We start from the raw sequence: 15,405 nt of genomic DNA, 5'->3' as shown, positions 1-15,405 counted from the left end.
TAAATAATTCCGCGCAATTCTCCAGTTATTCCGCCAACCCTCGAATCGGGCTCCAAATTGTGAACATTCCTTGACATATTAATATAAACACTATATAGTTACCTAGGTAACTAATTATACGCAGTATCGGAGTGCAAATATGTTAACCCACGAATTATTTCATACTCTTCACCAGCTTTCACGTCATCTCACCAACAAACTTAATGAAGCATTGTCCTCAATGGGCTTGTACGGTTCGCAATGGGCCGTTATTTTTGTATTAAAAACCAAAGGATCGTTAACACAGAGAGAACTTTGTGATTATCTTTTTGTTGAGGCACCGCCCATGACACGAACCATCCAACGCCTTGTAAAACAAGGCTATGTGAGACAGGTGTCAGGTAAAGACAAGCGGGCAAAGTACATTGAATTAACAGAAGAAGCATTGAAATTATATCCCGAATGGGAAAGTGTTGTGAACGAGGTCAACCAGACATTACTGCGGCATTTTCCAGAAAAATCACAGGAGGAATTACTGACATTGCAATACAGCTGGTTAAAGCAGCTTTTATAAAGGAGTGTATTACATCTATGAACAAACCCAAATTATGGACGAAGGATTTTATTAGTGTTTCTTTAAGTAACTTTTTTCTGTTTTTAACCTTTTATATTTTACTTGTCACTCTCCCCACCTATGCACTTGATGAATTACATAGCAGTGCAACTGTTGCCGGATTGATGACAACTGTCTTTTTACTTTCCGCGATTATTTCACGTCCGCTTGCAGGACAGTGGCTTGAACGCGCGAGCAACAAAAAAGTACTCTTAACTGCACTCATTATTTTTACTGCAGCTGCCCTTCTATATTTTATTCCCAAAACAGTTGCTGGTTTTCTTGTCATCCGACTGCTTCATGGAATTGGTTTTGGTATGGCAACAACTGCAGTTGGTACAATTGTTGCAAATATCATTCCCGCTTCACGCAGGGGCGAAGGAATGGGATACTTTGTCATGTCCACGAACATGGCAATGGTTTTAGGACCATTTGTCGGATTGATGGCAATTCAACATTGGGGCGCGAACACCCTTTTCATTCTTAGTGTCATTGTTGCTGCTGGTTCTCTCCTGACTGGACTTAGTGTAAAATTAACTAATTCTGAACAGCCGAATCAGCCAAAAGCTGCTTCAGCCTTTTCATTTAAAAACTTATTTGAAGCATCTGCTGTTTCTATCTCGATTGTTGGAAGCTTCCTAGCGATTGTCTATTCTGCTCTTTTATCATTTGTCTCGATTTATGCAACAGAAATTCATTTAGCTAGCGTTTCAAGTCTTTTCTTTGTTGTCTATGCGATTGTTCTGTTACTTTCTAGGCCATTCACAGGTAAATGGCTCGATCTTTATGGTCCAAACGTAATTTCTTATCCCTCTATCTTGCTCTTTGCTATTGGGATGTTTGTATTAAGCCAAAGCACCGGAGCATTCATGTTCCTCTTTTCTGCGGGAATGATCGGCTTAGGATGGGGAACACTATTCCCTACCTTCCAAACGATTGCCATCCAAGATGCTGAGCCTAGAAAAAGAGGTCTAGCGACAGCAACCTTTTTATCTATCTATGATACCGGTATTGCACTAGGTTCGTTGGCAGTTGGCTTACTGGCAGCTAACATGGATTATAGTTCGTTATATTTCATGTGTTCCTTTTATATTTTAATTGGGTTGGTACTCTTTTACTTCCTTCATACGAAGAAAAGAAGTACCCCGCAGGAGCAATCAAAAATTCAAGAAATTTAATATTTTCTCTTCACACTCCTTCAAAATATTATATAATGGTAGGAAACCATTTATAGGAGTGATTACAATGGCGAAATCAAAGGCCAAAAAGCTGCGTGACAAGCTGACACGCGAAGGAAAATTGAATCCAGAAAACAAGCGAAGCCCATTTGTTTTTACGGATATGAGAACAAGAGCAACAAAAACGAAAAAAGACAATATATACCAATTTAAACACAAGAACCATCAATCCCAGAACGGAAATGATGGTTCTTTTTATTTTGTCAGTTAGTTTATCTTGAAATTTGGTTTGTAGGTTAACTCAATCCTGAGCAGGTGTATGTCTTGCTCCTTGTCTTCCTCTTGCAAGAGAATCGTCCAGTTTTTAGCGATCATGTCACGGAGTACCTGAAGATTTTCACTGGTCATTCTAACCGTATCTAGAAACTCCCCAGTATCAGTGAAGTCTTCACCTTCATTCATTCCAAACTTAATGGCTAACAAGGATTTAAGTGAACCTTTTGTCATAAAAGAAAATTCGTACCCAGAAGTGATGGCTTGGTGACACTTCTCTTTATTTTCATGGTAATAGTCGACCATTGCTTTCCATGAAGGAATTCCTTCTCCGATACTCTCAAGTATTTCTTCATTACCTTCATTTAATAGAGCAAGGATGGTCGACTGATCGAATCCTTTTGCTTTCATCATTTCAAGCATTAATGCATAATTTAACGCTAATTTTACCTTTTCCATATATCCGGCCACCTTATTTTAATATAAATGGCAGGCAACAAGATGCTCACCATCTACTTCTCTTAACTGTGGATCTACTTCTGCACAAATGGGCTTTGCAAATGGACAGCGAGTTCGGAAGCGGCAGCCTGTTTGCATCTCAATTGGGCTTGGAAGCTCTCCTGTTATGATTTCACGCTTGTTATTCTGTGCTTTAATTGGATCTGGTATAGGAATCGCAGACAATAACGCTTGCGTATATGGATGCAGCGGTTTATCGTATAGCTCATCACTCTTAGATATCTCGACCATTTTTCCGAGATACATTACACCTATTCGGTCAGAGATATGTCGCACCATTGATAAATCATGTGCTACAAACAAATAAGTAAGATTCATCGCACTCTGTAAATCTTCTAACATATTAATAACTTGCGCTTGAATGGAAACATCGAGTGCTGAAATGGCTTCATCGCATAAAATGAAATCAGGATTAATTGCTAACGCACGGGCAATACCTATTCTTTGACGTTGACCACCACTGAATTCATGTGGAAATTTTCCTAAGTCGTCCTTTTTCAGTCCCACTTTTTCAAGCATATCGATAATGACTTCTCTTCTTTCATTTTTCGATAGAGCGGTATGAATTTCGAGTGGCTCATCAATGATTTCTTCCACATTCATATAGGGGTTAAGTGATGAATACGGATCCTGAAAGATCATCTGCATTCTTTTTCGATACGGTTGAAGATCTTTGTTATTTAAGTTGGCAATATCTTTCCCATCAAAAAGAATTTCTCCCGCAGTCGGGTCGTACAAGCGATTTAGGGTTCTACCTAATGTGGACTTACCACACCCCGATTCTCCTACTAGTCCAAACGTTTCCCCTTTATAAATATGAAACGAGACATCATCCACAGCCTTTACCACTTGTTTGCTTTTGCTAAACATCGAAGTTTTTAATGGAAAGTATTTCTTTAGATTCCTTACTTCAATAAATCTTTGTTGTGTCTCAGTCATCTAAGTGATCTCCTTCCCCTGCTAAGAAGCACATACTTTTCTGTGTTGCTGAGAAGTTTTTGTATTCGGGTATTTCCTTAAAACATTTATCCATCGCATAATCGCAACGTTCGGCAAAGGGACAACCGCTCTTCATACTTTCAAGCGATGGAGCTGCACCTTTTATCGGCTTTAATCTCGTTTTTTCTCCGTCCACCCTTGGTATAGAATTCAATAACGCCTTTGTATAGGGATGTTTGGGTGAATAAAAGATTTCATTCGCAAGTCCCTCTTCCATCACCATTCCTGCATACATAACCAAAATGCGGCTGCATATTGTCGCCACGACCCCAAGATCATGGGTAATGAACACTACCGACATATCATTTTCTTGCTGCAGTTTTTTTAACAATTCTAGAATTTGTGCCTGAATCGTTACATCCAATGCCGTAGTTGGTTCATCAGCAATTAACAGCTTGGGATTACAAGCTAACGCCATTGCAATTAAAACCCTTTGTCTCATTCCACCCGAAAATTCATGAGGGTACTGATCTACTCTCGTTTCAGGAGAAGGAATTCCTACCATTCTCAGTAATTCCACTGCCTCGAGCTTGGCTTCTTTCTTTTTCATCCCTCTAACTCTAACTAATAACTCAACAAGATGTTCTCCTGCCTTTTTTAATGGATTAAGAGCTGTCATCGGATCTTGAAAAATCATTGCAATATCTCGGCCTCTTATGGCCCTTTTTTCTTTATTCGATAGGCTTTCGAAATGCTTCCCATCTAAAATAATCTCTCCAGAATCAACTTTTGCGTTACTCGGAATAATGCCGAGAATCGACTTCACCAAGATACTTTTTCCGCTCCCAGATTCACCGACAATTCCAAGGATTTCACCCTTTTGAACAGAAAAGTCTATCCCACGGACTACCTCCGTTTTTGACTTGCCTTTATAAAAGCTTGTACGGAGGTTTTTAACATCTAGTAAACTATTATTATCTATTAAATTATTTTTCATATCATCTAAACCTCCTATTTACTTCCCACTCGTCTTTGGCTCAATAACCGCTCTAAGAATATCACCAAGTCTATTAAAAGAATAAACGGTTAGTACAATGAGAAGTCCAGGTAATATGGCCATATATGGGGCATTCCCTAAATTTCCTTGTGCATTTTGCAGCATGCTCCCCCATGAGGATAATGGCTGCTGTATGCCTAAGCCAAGAAAGCTTAAAGCTGACTCCATTAATATGGCATTAGCGATACTGACGGTAGATGCCACAATAAATGTAGGAAAAACCGCTGGAATGATATGTTTCAAAATAACTTTTTTTAATGATTGTCCTGAAGATTTAGCATATAATACATATTCTCTTTCTTTTATCGAAAGTGTCTCAGCACGAACTAATCTAGCCGTGCTCATCCATGTAAAAAGACCTATAACAAGGATAATGGCTTTTAAACCTGGGGTAAGATAGATACTTACAACCGTCACAAGAATCATCCATGGAATCGAAGAAATCACATCTACGGTCCTCATTAAAAAATTATCCACTCTACCTCCAAAATAGCCGCTTATTGTACCAATTAATACTCCAATGCTAGTAGAAATGAGCATCGCTAAAATCCCAACTGTGAGGGAAATTCGTCCACCATATAATGCCCTTGTCAGATAATCTCTTCCAAGCTCGTCTGTACCAAACCAATGCTTACCACTTGGTCCTTCAAGAACACTTGTTACATCAACCTTATCAGGAGGATAGGGTGATAAAAAGGCAAAAATCGATATTAATAGAATAAGAAAAAGGAAAATAAGGGCTATGGCTGCCGTCTTATTGCGTTTAAACTCTTTTTTAAACTGTTGCATTCTTCTATTTTTCTTTCCGGCCAACTTTTATTCCCCCATTCCCTTAATTCTTGGATCGACAATGCTATATAAAATATCTGAAACCAAATTCCCAAGAATAACAAGGCTCGCTGATAGCAGCATGATTGCCATGACAACTGGATAATCAAACCCTTGAATCGCTTTTACAAAATACGTTCCAATTCCCGGCCAGCCGAAAACTGTCTCCGTTACGACTGCACCAGTTACTAACATTGGTAGGCTCATCCCTACAATAGTAATGATAGGCAGTAAGACGTTCCTAAGTACATGCCTAAATAAAATAGAAGTTGAATGGGCCCCGTATGCCCGTTGTACCATCACATAATCTTCAGAAAGCTGGCCAATTGTAGATGAACGGACATACCTTACAAGCTCAGGCATGAATGAAAGCATTAAAACCGTACAAGGTAGGACCATATGACTGAGAAGATCGGAAAAAGATTCTTCATTCCCAATTGTGTGCATCCCGAGGATTGGAAAGATATTGAGACGGTGGCCAAAAATGAATACTAGAATCATTGCCATCCAAAAGCTAGGAATGGCAATCCCAAATGAACTTAAACCATCAATGATTTTATCCGCTAATTTCCCCTTCTTAGCACCGGCAATTAATCCAAGAATAATAGAAAATAGCAAGGCAAGTATGTAAGCGGGAAGAACGAGTAGAATCGTATTTGGTATCCTCGCTGTAAGATCCTTTGTAATGCTTTCATGTGTAACAATGGAATATCCCCATTCTCCACTTAAAATCCCTTTCACCCAATAAAAATATTGCATATATGCAGGCTGGTCTAACCCATATCTAGCTTTAATCAGTTCAACTGTTTTCTTCGTCATGTTCGGTGTCGTCATTGCATCCACCGCATCATATGGAGCCAATTGGATGAGAGTAAAACAAATGATTGAAATAATAAACAGTAACGGGATCGCCTGTAAAATTCTTTTAAAAATGTACTTTAACAAAAATAACCCCACTCCTTACGCTTCTCAACTAGTGATTTGCCTTATGGAAACGAATTCTAACACTCTTTTCTTTACCATTCTATTACTTTTTCTGTTAAAAAATAAAGATAAACAGCGGACTGTTTATCTTTATCTTTAAATAAGCAATTTTATTAATAGGACAGCTTCGACATATCCTCGAATGTGTAAACAGGTACTAGTCCCGCTTCATCGATGCCTTTGATTCTAGAATCAATTGCAAGAATACGTTTGTTTTCAGTTAGAGGATAGAAGGCAGCATCTTCGATAATAAGCTTTTGAATTTCTTCATAAATGGTTTTACGCTTCGCATCGTCTCTCTCTACACGACCTTGATTAAATAACTCATCCACTTTTGTATTGCTGTAATGCATGTAGTTTGCTTCACCATTTGTTACAAATAATGAATTAAATGTGTCTGGATCAATTCCCATAATGTAGCCGCTAAGATACATATCAAAATCAGTTTGAACGCTTTGTAGCTTCTTGCTTAATGCAGTAGCATCCATTCCTACCAACTCAACGGAAATACCCGCTGCCTTTAAGTTTTGTTGGATCACAGCCGCTTGCTTCTGCTGAATTGGATTATTAGCAATAAACGCGAGCTTTAATTTAAGATTAGAAGCTCCTGTTTTTGAAAGTAAGTCTTTTGCTTTTTTTATATCAAATTTATGTTTTTCTACTTTGTCAGTAAAATAAGTTGCTTTCTTTGGTAAGAATGAATACGCAGGCTTAGAATAATCAGTAGATACATAGCTTGCCGTATTTATTTCATCACGATTTAATCCGAAAGCAATTGCCTGTCTTACCTCTTTATTCTGTACTGCTTTTGAGCTTAAGTTAAACGCTAAGTAACCAATTCGTCCTTCTTCATAAGGTTTAATAGTCACATTTGAATCTTTAAACTTGCCTGCATCTGAAGGCTGAATAGCTAAAGCGTTAATCTCACCTTTTTGAAGAGCCATTGTAGCAGTATTTGGATCCATAATAATACGGTAAACCACTTTTGCAATCTTTGGAGCACCTAAAAAATAATCGTCATTCTTTACAAATGTTACACTTTCCCCAGCTTTATATTCTTTTAATTTATAAGGACCAGTCCCCACTGGAGTAGCGTTCTTTGTACTATTCGCAATGTTTGTTTCACCTTCATAAACATGTTTAGGCATGATAAAAATATTACCTAAAGCTTCCATTGCACCCATGCTAACAGTTGGCAATGTGAATTTTACTGTATAGTCATCTACTTTTTCAACTTTAACTGGTTGATTATTAAATAATAGCTGGCTTCTTGCCCAACCACCATTTTCTTCTTTTAACATTTGCTCATAAGTGAAGACAACATCATCGGCATTAAATGGCTGGCCATCATGCCATTTCACGTCTTTTCTTAATTTCGCTGTATACGTTAAGAAATCTTCTGATGGTGTCATACTTTCCGCTAAGAAATACTTAACATCATCTTTCCCGTTATACATATACAATGGAGAATAAATAGTTTTAATTTCCATTAATCCATAACGGTCACCGGTTGAGATGACGTTAACCGCATTTCCTGGATCTCCATCAATTCCATAAATAAAAGTATCTGGTTTGTTGGTCCCTTCATTTTTTGTGCTTGCTTTATCTGTCGATTTTGAAGAACAGCCAGCAAGAGCTAGTAAGCTACTTAATAAGATGGCTACAAGAATATTTACATTTTTACGAACCAATTGACTTCCCCCTAAGTAATTTTTTAGAACAATAGAATAGTAGCATTTTTAATTCCTACTATTCATATATGTATTACAAGAAATCATTTTACATGATAGGCAAATTTAAGTAAATAATAATTTCTTTTATTTTCTCATTATACATATGAAAAAGAACGAGACGTCACTTGATTGTAAAAAAGAGTTTTATTTTGCCGCAAGACATAAGTGCTTAAGAAATAGCAGTCTTTCAAAATATAATCTTTGTGCTTCTTTAAGAGAGACTTCCACAAATTGGATTTTGGTGTCAGGCACCGCTTGGGCGAGCAGTGGAATATCAACGGAAATAACCGTTCCTATTCTTGTGTAGCCGCCGGTTGTTTGTCGGTCAGCCATGAGGATGATGGGTTGGCCGCTAGCAGGAACTTGAATCCCTCCTAATGGAATGGGATCAGAGATGATATCCGGGCCTTGAACGTGGTCAAGCTTTGGTCCATTAAGCTGAAAACCCATTCGATTTGACTGCGGTGTCACAATAAATTCTTCTGAGAGGAATCGCTCGATGCTTAAACCGGTAAACCTCTGCACGTGCGGACCAAGAATGACCCTTACAGTTAGCTGTTTTTTAAAGTGCGGAATAAATTTCGGAGGCAGTGATTTCAACGGCTTCCTAATGACTGGCTCACCAAATATAAGGTCTTTTTTTTGTAATGTGCGTCCCTCATATCCTCCAAACCTTCCAATTAAAGAGGTAGATTTACTATTTAAAACAACAGGGACATCGATTCCACCACAAACAGCAACATAAGCCCGGGCACCTTGTTTACACGAACCTAAAGATAAAGTTTCCCCTTTTTTTAATAGAAAGCTCTTCCACATAGGAGCTTCTCGATCATCTACCTTCGGGGAAAAATCCCCACCGCAAATAGCAATGACCATGTGACTGCAAGCTTCTAAAACAGGCCCTGTAAAAGACACTTCCAGTACTGCCTCCCCTGGAAGATTCCCAACTAAGATATTCGCCAGCTGCATGGAGTATGAATCCATCGCCCCAGAAGGACTGATTCCAAATTGTTGATAGCCATATCTTCCTAAATCTTGAACAGTCGATTGTAATCCTGGTTTTATTACTTTAAAAATAACTGTTTTCATTGGCCATGCCAGGTTTTTCTTATTATAATATTTTCCTGTGTCAATGCCTTTCGTAATTCACTGACAAACTCGACTGCCTTCGGTCCATCACCATGTACACAAATTGTATCAACCTGAATATCAAGGTCTGTTCCATTTACCGCTTTCACTTTCCCTTCGGTAATCATCCGAACCACTCTCTGGATGGCTTCGCTAGAATCATGAATGAATGCGTTGTTCTCTCTTCTTGATGTCAATGTCCCATCCGGCTGATAAGTACGGTCCGTAAACACTTCCTGCGCAACCTGAAGCCCTTTTTCCTGCCCTGCTTTTATTAATTCACTTCCTGCTAAACCAAACAGTACTAGTTGTGAATCGAGAGCAACGATTGCCTCAGCAATTGTATCTGCTATTTCCCTACTTCTACCCGCCATATTATATAAGGCACCATGGGGTTTGACATGGGAAAGAGACGCTCCGTTTGCCTTACATACACCTTGTAAGGCCCCTATTTGATAAATGATTAGATTGTATATTTCCCTCGTGGAAAGATTCATTTCACGGCGGCCGAATCCAGCAAGGTCAGGAAATCCTGGATGCGCCCCTATTTTCACACCGTTTTTTTGGGCAAGCCTGACTGTTTCAAACATGACATTATGGTCACCCGCATGGTAGCCACAAGCTATATTAGCAGAGGAGATATACTTTAACACCTCTACGTCATTTCCGATTTTAAAGGCTCCAAAACTTTCTCCAATATCACTATTGAGATCAATGATTTTCAAGTTGCTCCCCCCTTATGTAAGTTTTCACTTTGTATTCTTTTCTATCGACCAATTGTTTAATAGTTTTATATTCTTCAAAATTTATCGGAATAAATTTTATATAATTGCCTGGTGCAACAAGGGCTGGCGGGGAAATTTCAATAGCAAACAGCTTTAGTGGTGTTATACCAAGAATCCTCCAGCCCGACGGTACCTCTGAAGGATAGATGCCTGTTTGGTTTCCGCCAATGCCCACTGAGCCGGCAGGGACACTTCTTCTTGGATGTTCATGCCTTGGGACAGAAAGCATTGATGGTAATCCTCCTAGATAGGGAAATCCAGGTATAAACCCTAGCATATAAATGAGGTATTCTTTATTACTATGAAGTGCAATGACTTCCTTTTGACTTATCTCACAATACTGGGCAATAGAGGCTAAATCCGGACCTGTTTCACCTCCATAGTAAACGGGGATTTCATATACCACCGGCTGATAGGGTTCATTATGCTTTGAAGTGGTATAAATGCCCTTTACCTTATCCACTAAGGTATGATAGCTAATCTCCTCCGGACGATAATAGACGGCAAGGGAAGTATAGGACGGTACCCATTCTATGATCCCTTTCACCCTCGTATTGTTCAGTCCGACAATAAATTGGCGAATCTCCCTATGAATCTTTTCACTAATTTTTTCACCGAAATAAATCACAATAGCCGTATCCCCGAGTGGTTTGATTTCTATGATCATCACTCCTAAGTTCTTCTTTGCTTTTAAGTTATCTGCTTGCTTAGAATATTTCAACATATTTTTACATCTCGTTTACCAAATATCTTGAAACGAGCAGTTTATTTTACATTCACTGTTTGTTAGGCTACATTTATTTTGTTACTAATTAAAAATTCTGGAGGTTTTGGAAATGTTTGATGTGTTAATTGTCGGAGCTGGACCTACCGGTGCGAGCGCTGCTATTTTTACAGCAAAAGCTGGAAAGAAAACCGTAGTGGTTGATAATGATAAAAGTGTGACTAAGCGTGCATGGATTGAAAATCATTATGGTGTAACAGAAATTACAGGACCTGACCTTGTTGAAACTGGTAAAAAACAAGCGATTAAATTTGGTGCTGAAATCGTCCAAGCAACTGTTTCAACTATCAGTAAAACTGAAAGCGGTTTTAAAGTAGAAACAGATCAAGGTGAATACGAAGCAAAGCATGTCATTTTGGCTACTGGAATGTCTGTTGACCTTGCTGAAGCAGTTGGACTAACAACAAAGCCTGGAACTGAGCCAAGAATCAAGACAATCCTTGACGTGGATGCTGCTGGAAAAACAAATATTGAAGGCATTTGGGCAGCAGGTACGGTTGCTGGGGTGAGCATGCATACGATTATTACTGCTGGAGACGGTGCTAAGGTAGCGATCAATGTAATTAGTGAACTAAACGGTGAGCGCTACGTTGACCACGATGTATTAAAAGCCTAAGACAGATAGGTAGGTGGGTGCCAAATGGCTGTTAAGAAAATGGACCATGTTGGTGTATACGTAAGCAACTTAGAAACATCCCTGACTTTTTATCAAGAAGTCGTAGGGTTGGACTTAAAAGACAGATTCACTATTTCAGATGGGGCTGTCACTTTAGCCTTCCTTGGATTTAATGGTTCCGATGAAACAGAGTTAGAACTAGTGTATGGCGGGAATCCAAACCTCCCTAATGAAGGAAAAGTGAATCATATTGCCTTCTTAGTTGATGATATTAATGAGGAATACGAACGTTTAAAAGAATTAGACGTATCCTTCATAAGGGATGAGGTTGTAACACTTCCCAACGGTTATCGTAACTTCTTTGTTCACGGCCCTGATGGTGAAAAGGTTGAGTTTTTTCAAAGATAATCCCCGAATTTTTGGGGATTTTTTTCTTATAATAAACTGATGCTAGCAAGGAGGAGGTTTTCATATGAAGTATCGTAAATTAGGAAGTACTGGTTTAGATGTATCGGTTATTGGTGTGGGGACCTGGCAGTTTGGCGGTGAATGGGGCAAAGATTTTTCCCAGAGAGAAGTAGATGACATTTTACATAAAGCGAATGAGCTCGGTATTAACTTTATTGATACCGCGGAATGTTACGGCGATCACCTTTCCGAAAAACTGATTGGTGGGTATTTGAAAAATAATAAACGTAATGACTGGGTTGTTGCTACAAAGTTCGGGCACCACTTTCTAAATGATGGCTTTAAACGGGCAGATGAATGGTCTGCAGATGACATAGTCAAACAGTTAGATACCTCTTTAGCGGCATTGCAAACTGAATACATTGACCTCTACCAATTCCACTCAGGCAGTGATGAAGTTTTCAATAATGATCCCTTGTGGACGGCTTTAGATAAGCAGGTCCAAGCTGGCAAAGTTCGCCACCTAGGTATCTCTATTAGCAGTAAAGCGGATACCTCCTATCAAGTCGACTCTGCCACAAAAGTAGGGGCAGAAGTGATTCAAGTGGTCTATAATCGTTTAGATCGTAAACCGGAGGAACTGTTCTTCCCGGCCGCTGAACGTCAAAATCTTGGTGTCCTTGCTCGTGTCCCGCTAGCCAGTGGATATTTAAGTGGAAAGTATAAGCAAGGAGCCGTTTTTGCTGAAACAGACGTACGGCATGGGCATGATCCAAAGGAAGTAGCAAGACAGCTTCAACTAGTTGAAGAAATACAAAAACACGAAGTACCTGAAGGCGTCAATATGGCACAGTGGGCACTAGCTTGGTGTTTGAAGCATCCAGCTGTTACACTCGTTATTCCAGGATCTAAAAATGTTGAACAGGTTACAATGAATGCTAAAGCAGCTGAGTTAGTAGAATAGGATATGAAAAAGGGACTTTTTCTCAGGTCCCTTTCTCTATTTTACCGATATCTTTAAGGTTGTATGTAGTGTCTCCCCTGGTCCTACCATCACTAATTCTTCTTTCCGATTCAGTTCATCTGTCATTGCCATCCATGGTTCGACACAGACAAATTCTTGATCCTGTTCGGTCCATAACACGACGTACTTAAATTCCTCCCCATAGGTCATCGTAAGCGACATCTGGCGATCGGGTAGCTCAAATGAGATTTCCTTTTGGACGGAATCCAAGAGGACGAGAGACTCTTTTTTATTAGTTAAATCTAATGAGCTTTGAATGGATTTTGTTTCCATATCATTATAATCTAAATAGGTCTTCGCGTCGGTATGATAAACCAAGTTTTTGCTGGCCGTTTTGAAATACGGATGAAACCCTGCATAAATCGGCATAGGCGCACCCGAAATATTTTGATAGGCTTGGGCAATAGTGAGTCCGTTTTGGGTCAATGAGTAGGTAAAAACTACCTCAAAATCAAAAGGATATTCCTTTTTGGTCTCTTCATTGCTTACTAAACGTAAAGTAATAGTGGCTTGTCTGTCATCCGTATGAGTATTGACTACTTCCCATGGATAATTCCTCGCTACTCCATGGTTTTTCATTTGATAAACAGTACCATCCCATTCATATTTCCCATTTTCCAACTGACCAGAAATCGGAAAGAGAATCGGAATTCCCCCTCTTATATTTTTCTTACTATCATATAGTGTTTCTTTATTTAAAAAGAGGACCTCTTCCCCACTTACTCCATAGCTAGTAATAATTCCACCACGCTCTGGTACAACTTTAATCCAGCTGCCTAACTCGGAGTCCCTTAGTTCATATACACTTAGTTCTTGCTCTTTCGTTACCATAAGCTGATACATTAGCTCATTCGTCCCTTCTATGTAAAAACAACATTCTACTCATTTTAGTTATTATTTGACAAATTTTCAACCAGCCTTATAGAATTACTTTAGCTATCTTTCTAGCAGCTTTTTTTAATGGACAAACCTTAAAATAACCGAAAAGGAGCGACCTTTTGTTTTAACCTACTTACATTTTGGAAAATTAAAGGGTGATTAATTTGATTAAAAAAGACAATAATCTTAAGTTCGTTGTCACAGGCTTGTTACTAGCCATCTTGATGGCAGCCATGGACAATACCATTGTCGCAACAGCCATGGGTACGATTGTTTCTGACCTTGGCGGTTTTGACAAATTTATTTGGGTAACTTCTGCTTACATGGTAGCAGTTATGGCCGGGATGCCAATCTTTGGAAAACTCTCCGATATGTATGGACGGAAACGCTTCTTTATTTTCGGATTGGTTGTATTCCTTATTGGCTCTGCCCTTTGCGGAATTGCTCAGTCGATTGTTCAGTTAAGTATTTACCGGGCCATTCAGGGGATTGGTGGCGGCGCCTTGATGCCAATTGCTTTTACCATCGTATTTGATATCTTCCCCCCAGAAAATCGTGGAAAAATGACAGGTCTTCTTGGAGCAGTATTTGGTGCCTCCAGTGTCCTTGGACCATTGCTAGGTGCGTATATAACTGATTATATCAGCTGGCACTGGGTGTTTTACGTCAATGTTCCGATTGGTATTGTTTCGATTATTTTAATTGTTCGTTATTATCATGAATCCTTACAGCACTCTAAGCAAAAAATCGACTATCTTGGAGCAATTACGCTTGTCATTTCCGTAGTTAGCTTGATGTTTGCTCTTGAGTTGGGCGGCAAAGAATACGAATGGGACTCTGTTCAAATCATTGGATTATTTTCAAGTTTCTTTGTTTTCTTTATTGCCTTTTTCATTGCAGAATTTAAGGCAGAAGAACCGATTCTACCACTGTGGCTTTTTAAAAGACGTTTGTTTGCGACATCCCAGATCCTATCCTTTTTATATGGTGGGACGTTTATCATTCTGACTGTCTTTATTCCTATCTTCGTGCAGGCTGTTTATGGCGGCTCAGCTAAAAATGCAGGGTTGATCTTAACACCTATGATGTTAGGGTCCGTTGCGGGAAGTTCCATAGGAGGTATTTTCTTAGCAAAGACCTCTTATCGTAACCTGATGTTTATCTCAATTGTATCTTATTTACTCGGTATGTACTTCCTTGGAACGATGACGATAGACACGGCTCGCTACTTACTAACGATCTATATGATTCTTGTTGGATTTGGGGTAGGGTTTTCATTCTCATTGTTGCCAACGGCGTCGATGCACAACTTGGAACCACAGTATCGCGGAACGGCTAACTCTACTAACTCGTTTTTACGTTCGTTTGGGATGACCCTTGGCGTGACCATTTATGGAACGCTGCAAACGAATATGTTTACAGAACAGTTAAAGGAAGCATTTAAAGGGATGCAGGGTGCGGGGAATTTCAAAATGGGTGATCCTCGGCAAATTTTCCAACCAGAACAACGCTCAAAGATTCCTGATTTTGTTTTAGATAAAATCGTTCACGCGATGTCTAATTCCATTACACATACCTTTTTGCTTACGCTGATTCCGATTACAATTGCAGCTGTTACTATCTTTTTTATGGGCAATGCTCGTGTAGTAGTGAGTAAGAAGCCTGCTAAAGGGTAAAA

The 15,405-nt window shown here is 39.2% G+C and carries 17 protein-coding genes; 7 read left to right on the top strand and 10 right to left on the bottom strand.

Annotated elements, in window-relative coordinates; all coding sequences use genetic code 11:
* The first annotated feature begins 139 nt into the window (after positions 1 to 139).
* The 3 genes from RCG25_RS05695 (at position 140) to RCG25_RS05685 (ending at position 2,041) form a co-directional block, all read left to right on the top strand.
* Positions 140 to 553, top strand: coding sequence for a MarR family winged helix-turn-helix transcriptional regulator (locus RCG25_RS05695; protein ID WP_308082721.1), 414 nt, complete (start codon positions 140 to 142; stop codon positions 551 to 553).
* A 17-nt stretch (positions 554 to 570) separates the two neighbouring features.
* On the top strand, positions 571 to 1,770 hold the full coding sequence (locus RCG25_RS05690) for an MFS transporter (protein WP_308082720.1): 1,200 nt from the start codon (positions 571 to 573) through the stop codon (positions 1,768 to 1,770).
* Between the two features lie 67 nt (positions 1,771 to 1,837).
* On the top strand, positions 1,838 to 2,041 hold the full coding sequence (locus RCG25_RS05685; protein ID WP_308082719.1) for a hypothetical protein: 204 nt from the start codon (positions 1,838 to 1,840) through the stop codon (positions 2,039 to 2,041).
* Here RCG25_RS05685 and RCG25_RS05680 read toward each other — a convergent pair.
* From RCG25_RS05680 to pxpB, 9 genes are all read right to left on the bottom strand, one after another.
* A complete protein-coding gene (locus tag RCG25_RS05680) occupies positions 2,038 to 2,502 on the bottom strand; it encodes a hypothetical protein (RefSeq protein WP_308082718.1) in 465 nt (154 codons plus the stop codon). The genes RCG25_RS05685 and RCG25_RS05680 overlap by 4 nt on opposite strands.
* Before the next feature lie 18 nt (positions 2,503 to 2,520).
* Positions 2,521 to 3,501 (bottom strand): ABC transporter ATP-binding protein, encoded by a 981-nt coding sequence (locus tag RCG25_RS05675; RefSeq protein ID WP_308082717.1) that lies wholly within the window; start codon positions 3,499 to 3,501, stop codon positions 2,521 to 2,523.
* Positions 3,494 to 4,498, bottom strand: coding sequence for an ABC transporter ATP-binding protein (locus tag RCG25_RS05670; RefSeq protein ID WP_308082716.1), 1,005 nt, complete (start codon positions 4,496 to 4,498; stop codon positions 3,494 to 3,496). The genes RCG25_RS05675 and RCG25_RS05670 overlap by 8 nt, the downstream gene beginning before the upstream one ends.
* A gap of 18 nt (positions 4,499 to 4,516) precedes the next feature.
* Positions 4,517 to 5,347 (bottom strand): ABC transporter permease, encoded by an 831-nt coding sequence (locus RCG25_RS05665; RefSeq protein ID WP_308084103.1) that lies wholly within the window; start codon positions 5,345 to 5,347, stop codon positions 4,517 to 4,519.
* Between the two features lie 27 nt (positions 5,348 to 5,374).
* The gene (locus tag RCG25_RS05660) at positions 5,375 to 6,331 is read right to left on the bottom strand and encodes an ABC transporter permease (RefSeq protein ID WP_308082714.1); all 957 of its coding nucleotides are present in this window, start codon (positions 6,329 to 6,331) and stop codon (positions 5,375 to 5,377) included.
* Between the two features lie 152 nt (positions 6,332 to 6,483).
* Complete coding sequence (locus RCG25_RS05655) at positions 6,484 to 8,061, bottom strand: ABC transporter substrate-binding protein (protein ID WP_308082713.1); 1,578 nt, start codon at positions 8,059 to 8,061, stop codon at positions 6,484 to 6,486.
* 186 nt (positions 8,062 to 8,247) lie between these two features.
* The gene (locus RCG25_RS05650; RefSeq protein ID WP_308082712.1) at positions 8,248 to 9,192 is read right to left on the bottom strand and encodes a 5-oxoprolinase subunit C family protein; all 945 of its coding nucleotides are present in this window, start codon (positions 9,190 to 9,192) and stop codon (positions 8,248 to 8,250) included.
* Positions 9,189 to 9,956: a LamB/YcsF family protein gene (locus RCG25_RS05645; protein ID WP_308082711.1), complete on the bottom strand. Its 768-nt coding sequence runs from the start codon at positions 9,954 to 9,956 to the stop codon at positions 9,189 to 9,191. Before RCG25_RS05645 ends, RCG25_RS05650 begins: the two co-directional genes overlap by 4 nt.
* Positions 9,943 to 10,740 carry a 5-oxoprolinase subunit PxpB gene (pxpB, locus tag RCG25_RS05640; RefSeq protein WP_308082710.1) on the bottom strand — a complete coding sequence of 266 codons (798 nt, stop codon included), beginning with the start codon at positions 10,738 to 10,740 and terminating at the stop codon, positions 9,943 to 9,945. Before pxpB ends, RCG25_RS05645 begins: the two co-directional genes overlap by 14 nt.
* A 112-nt stretch (positions 10,741 to 10,852) precedes the next feature.
* On the opposite strand from pxpB, the gene RCG25_RS05635 reads away from it, so the two are divergent.
* The 3 genes from RCG25_RS05635 to RCG25_RS05625 all read left to right on the top strand — a co-directional run bounded on the left by RCG25_RS05635 (position 10,853) and on the right by RCG25_RS05625 (position 12,788).
* Positions 10,853 to 11,416 (top strand): FAD-dependent oxidoreductase, encoded by a 564-nt coding sequence (locus RCG25_RS05635; protein WP_308082709.1) that lies wholly within the window; start codon positions 10,853 to 10,855, stop codon positions 11,414 to 11,416.
* 24 nt (positions 11,417 to 11,440) lie between these two features.
* The gene (locus RCG25_RS05630) at positions 11,441 to 11,824 is read left to right on the top strand and encodes a VOC family protein (protein WP_308082708.1); all 384 of its coding nucleotides are present in this window, start codon (positions 11,441 to 11,443) and stop codon (positions 11,822 to 11,824) included.
* Positions 11,825 to 11,888: 64 nt separating this feature from the next.
* Positions 11,889 to 12,788, top strand: a complete 900-nt coding sequence (locus tag RCG25_RS05625) for an aldo/keto reductase (protein WP_308082707.1) — start codon at positions 11,889 to 11,891, stop codon at positions 12,786 to 12,788.
* Positions 12,789 to 12,824: 36 nt separating this feature from the next.
* On the opposite strand, the gene RCG25_RS05620 is transcribed toward RCG25_RS05625, so the two are convergent.
* Complete coding sequence (locus tag RCG25_RS05620) at positions 12,825 to 13,691, bottom strand: aldose epimerase family protein (protein ID WP_308082706.1); 867 nt, start codon at positions 13,689 to 13,691, stop codon at positions 12,825 to 12,827.
* Positions 13,692 to 13,891: 200 nt separating this feature from the next.
* On the opposite strand from RCG25_RS05620, the gene RCG25_RS05615 reads away from it, so the two are divergent.
* Positions 13,892 to 15,403 (top strand): MDR family MFS transporter, encoded by a 1,512-nt coding sequence (locus RCG25_RS05615; RefSeq protein WP_308082705.1) that lies wholly within the window; start codon positions 13,892 to 13,894, stop codon positions 15,401 to 15,403.
* Positions 15,404 to 15,405 lie beyond the last annotated feature (2 nt).

Origin of the sequence: Neobacillus sp. PS2-9, from assembly GCF_030915525.1 — a bacterium.
Classification (GTDB): Bacteria; Bacillota; Bacilli; order Bacillales; family Cytobacillaceae; genus Neobacillus.
Note: the sequence above shows the minus strand (reverse complement) of the source record. Positions and strands in the feature narration are given on the sequence as shown.

Excerpts from the sequence above, each read along its gene's own strand:
- RCG25_RS05685 (WP_308082719.1), top strand. The coding sequence starts at position 1,838 with ATGGCGAAATCAAAGGCCAAAAAGCTGCGTGACAAGCTGACACGCGAA.
- RCG25_RS05625 (WP_308082707.1), top strand. The coding sequence starts at position 11,889 with ATGAAGTATCGTAAATTAGGAAGTACTGGTTTAGATGTATCGGTTATT.
- RCG25_RS05670 (WP_308082716.1), bottom strand. The coding sequence starts at position 4,498 with ATGAAAAATAATTTAATAGATAATAATAGTTTACTAGATGTTAAAAAC.
- RCG25_RS05650 (WP_308082712.1), bottom strand. The coding sequence starts at position 9,192 with ATGAAAACAGTTATTTTTAAAGTAATAAAACCAGGATTACAATCGACT.
- RCG25_RS05695 (WP_308082721.1), top strand. The coding sequence starts at position 140 with ATGTTAACCCACGAATTATTTCATACTCTTCACCAGCTTTCACGTCAT.
- pxpB (WP_308082710.1), bottom strand. The coding sequence starts at position 10,740 with ATGTTGAAATATTCTAAGCAAGCAGATAACTTAAAAGCAAAGAAGAAC.
- RCG25_RS05630 (WP_308082708.1), top strand. The coding sequence starts at position 11,441 with ATGGCTGTTAAGAAAATGGACCATGTTGGTGTATACGTAAGCAACTTA.
- RCG25_RS05675 (WP_308082717.1), bottom strand. The coding sequence starts at position 3,501 with ATGACTGAGACACAACAAAGATTTATTGAAGTAAGGAATCTAAAGAAA.
- RCG25_RS05635 (WP_308082709.1), top strand. The coding sequence starts at position 10,853 with ATGTTTGATGTGTTAATTGTCGGAGCTGGACCTACCGGTGCGAGCGCT.
- RCG25_RS05665 (WP_308084103.1), bottom strand. The coding sequence starts at position 5,347 with ATGCAACAGTTTAAAAAAGAGTTTAAACGCAATAAGACGGCAGCCATA.
- RCG25_RS05690 (WP_308082720.1), top strand. The coding sequence starts at position 571 with ATGAACAAACCCAAATTATGGACGAAGGATTTTATTAGTGTTTCTTTA.
- RCG25_RS05620 (WP_308082706.1), bottom strand. The coding sequence starts at position 13,691 with ATGTATCAGCTTATGGTAACGAAAGAGCAAGAACTAAGTGTATATGAA.
- RCG25_RS05680 (WP_308082718.1), bottom strand. The coding sequence starts at position 2,502 with ATGGAAAAGGTAAAATTAGCGTTAAATTATGCATTAATGCTTGAAATG.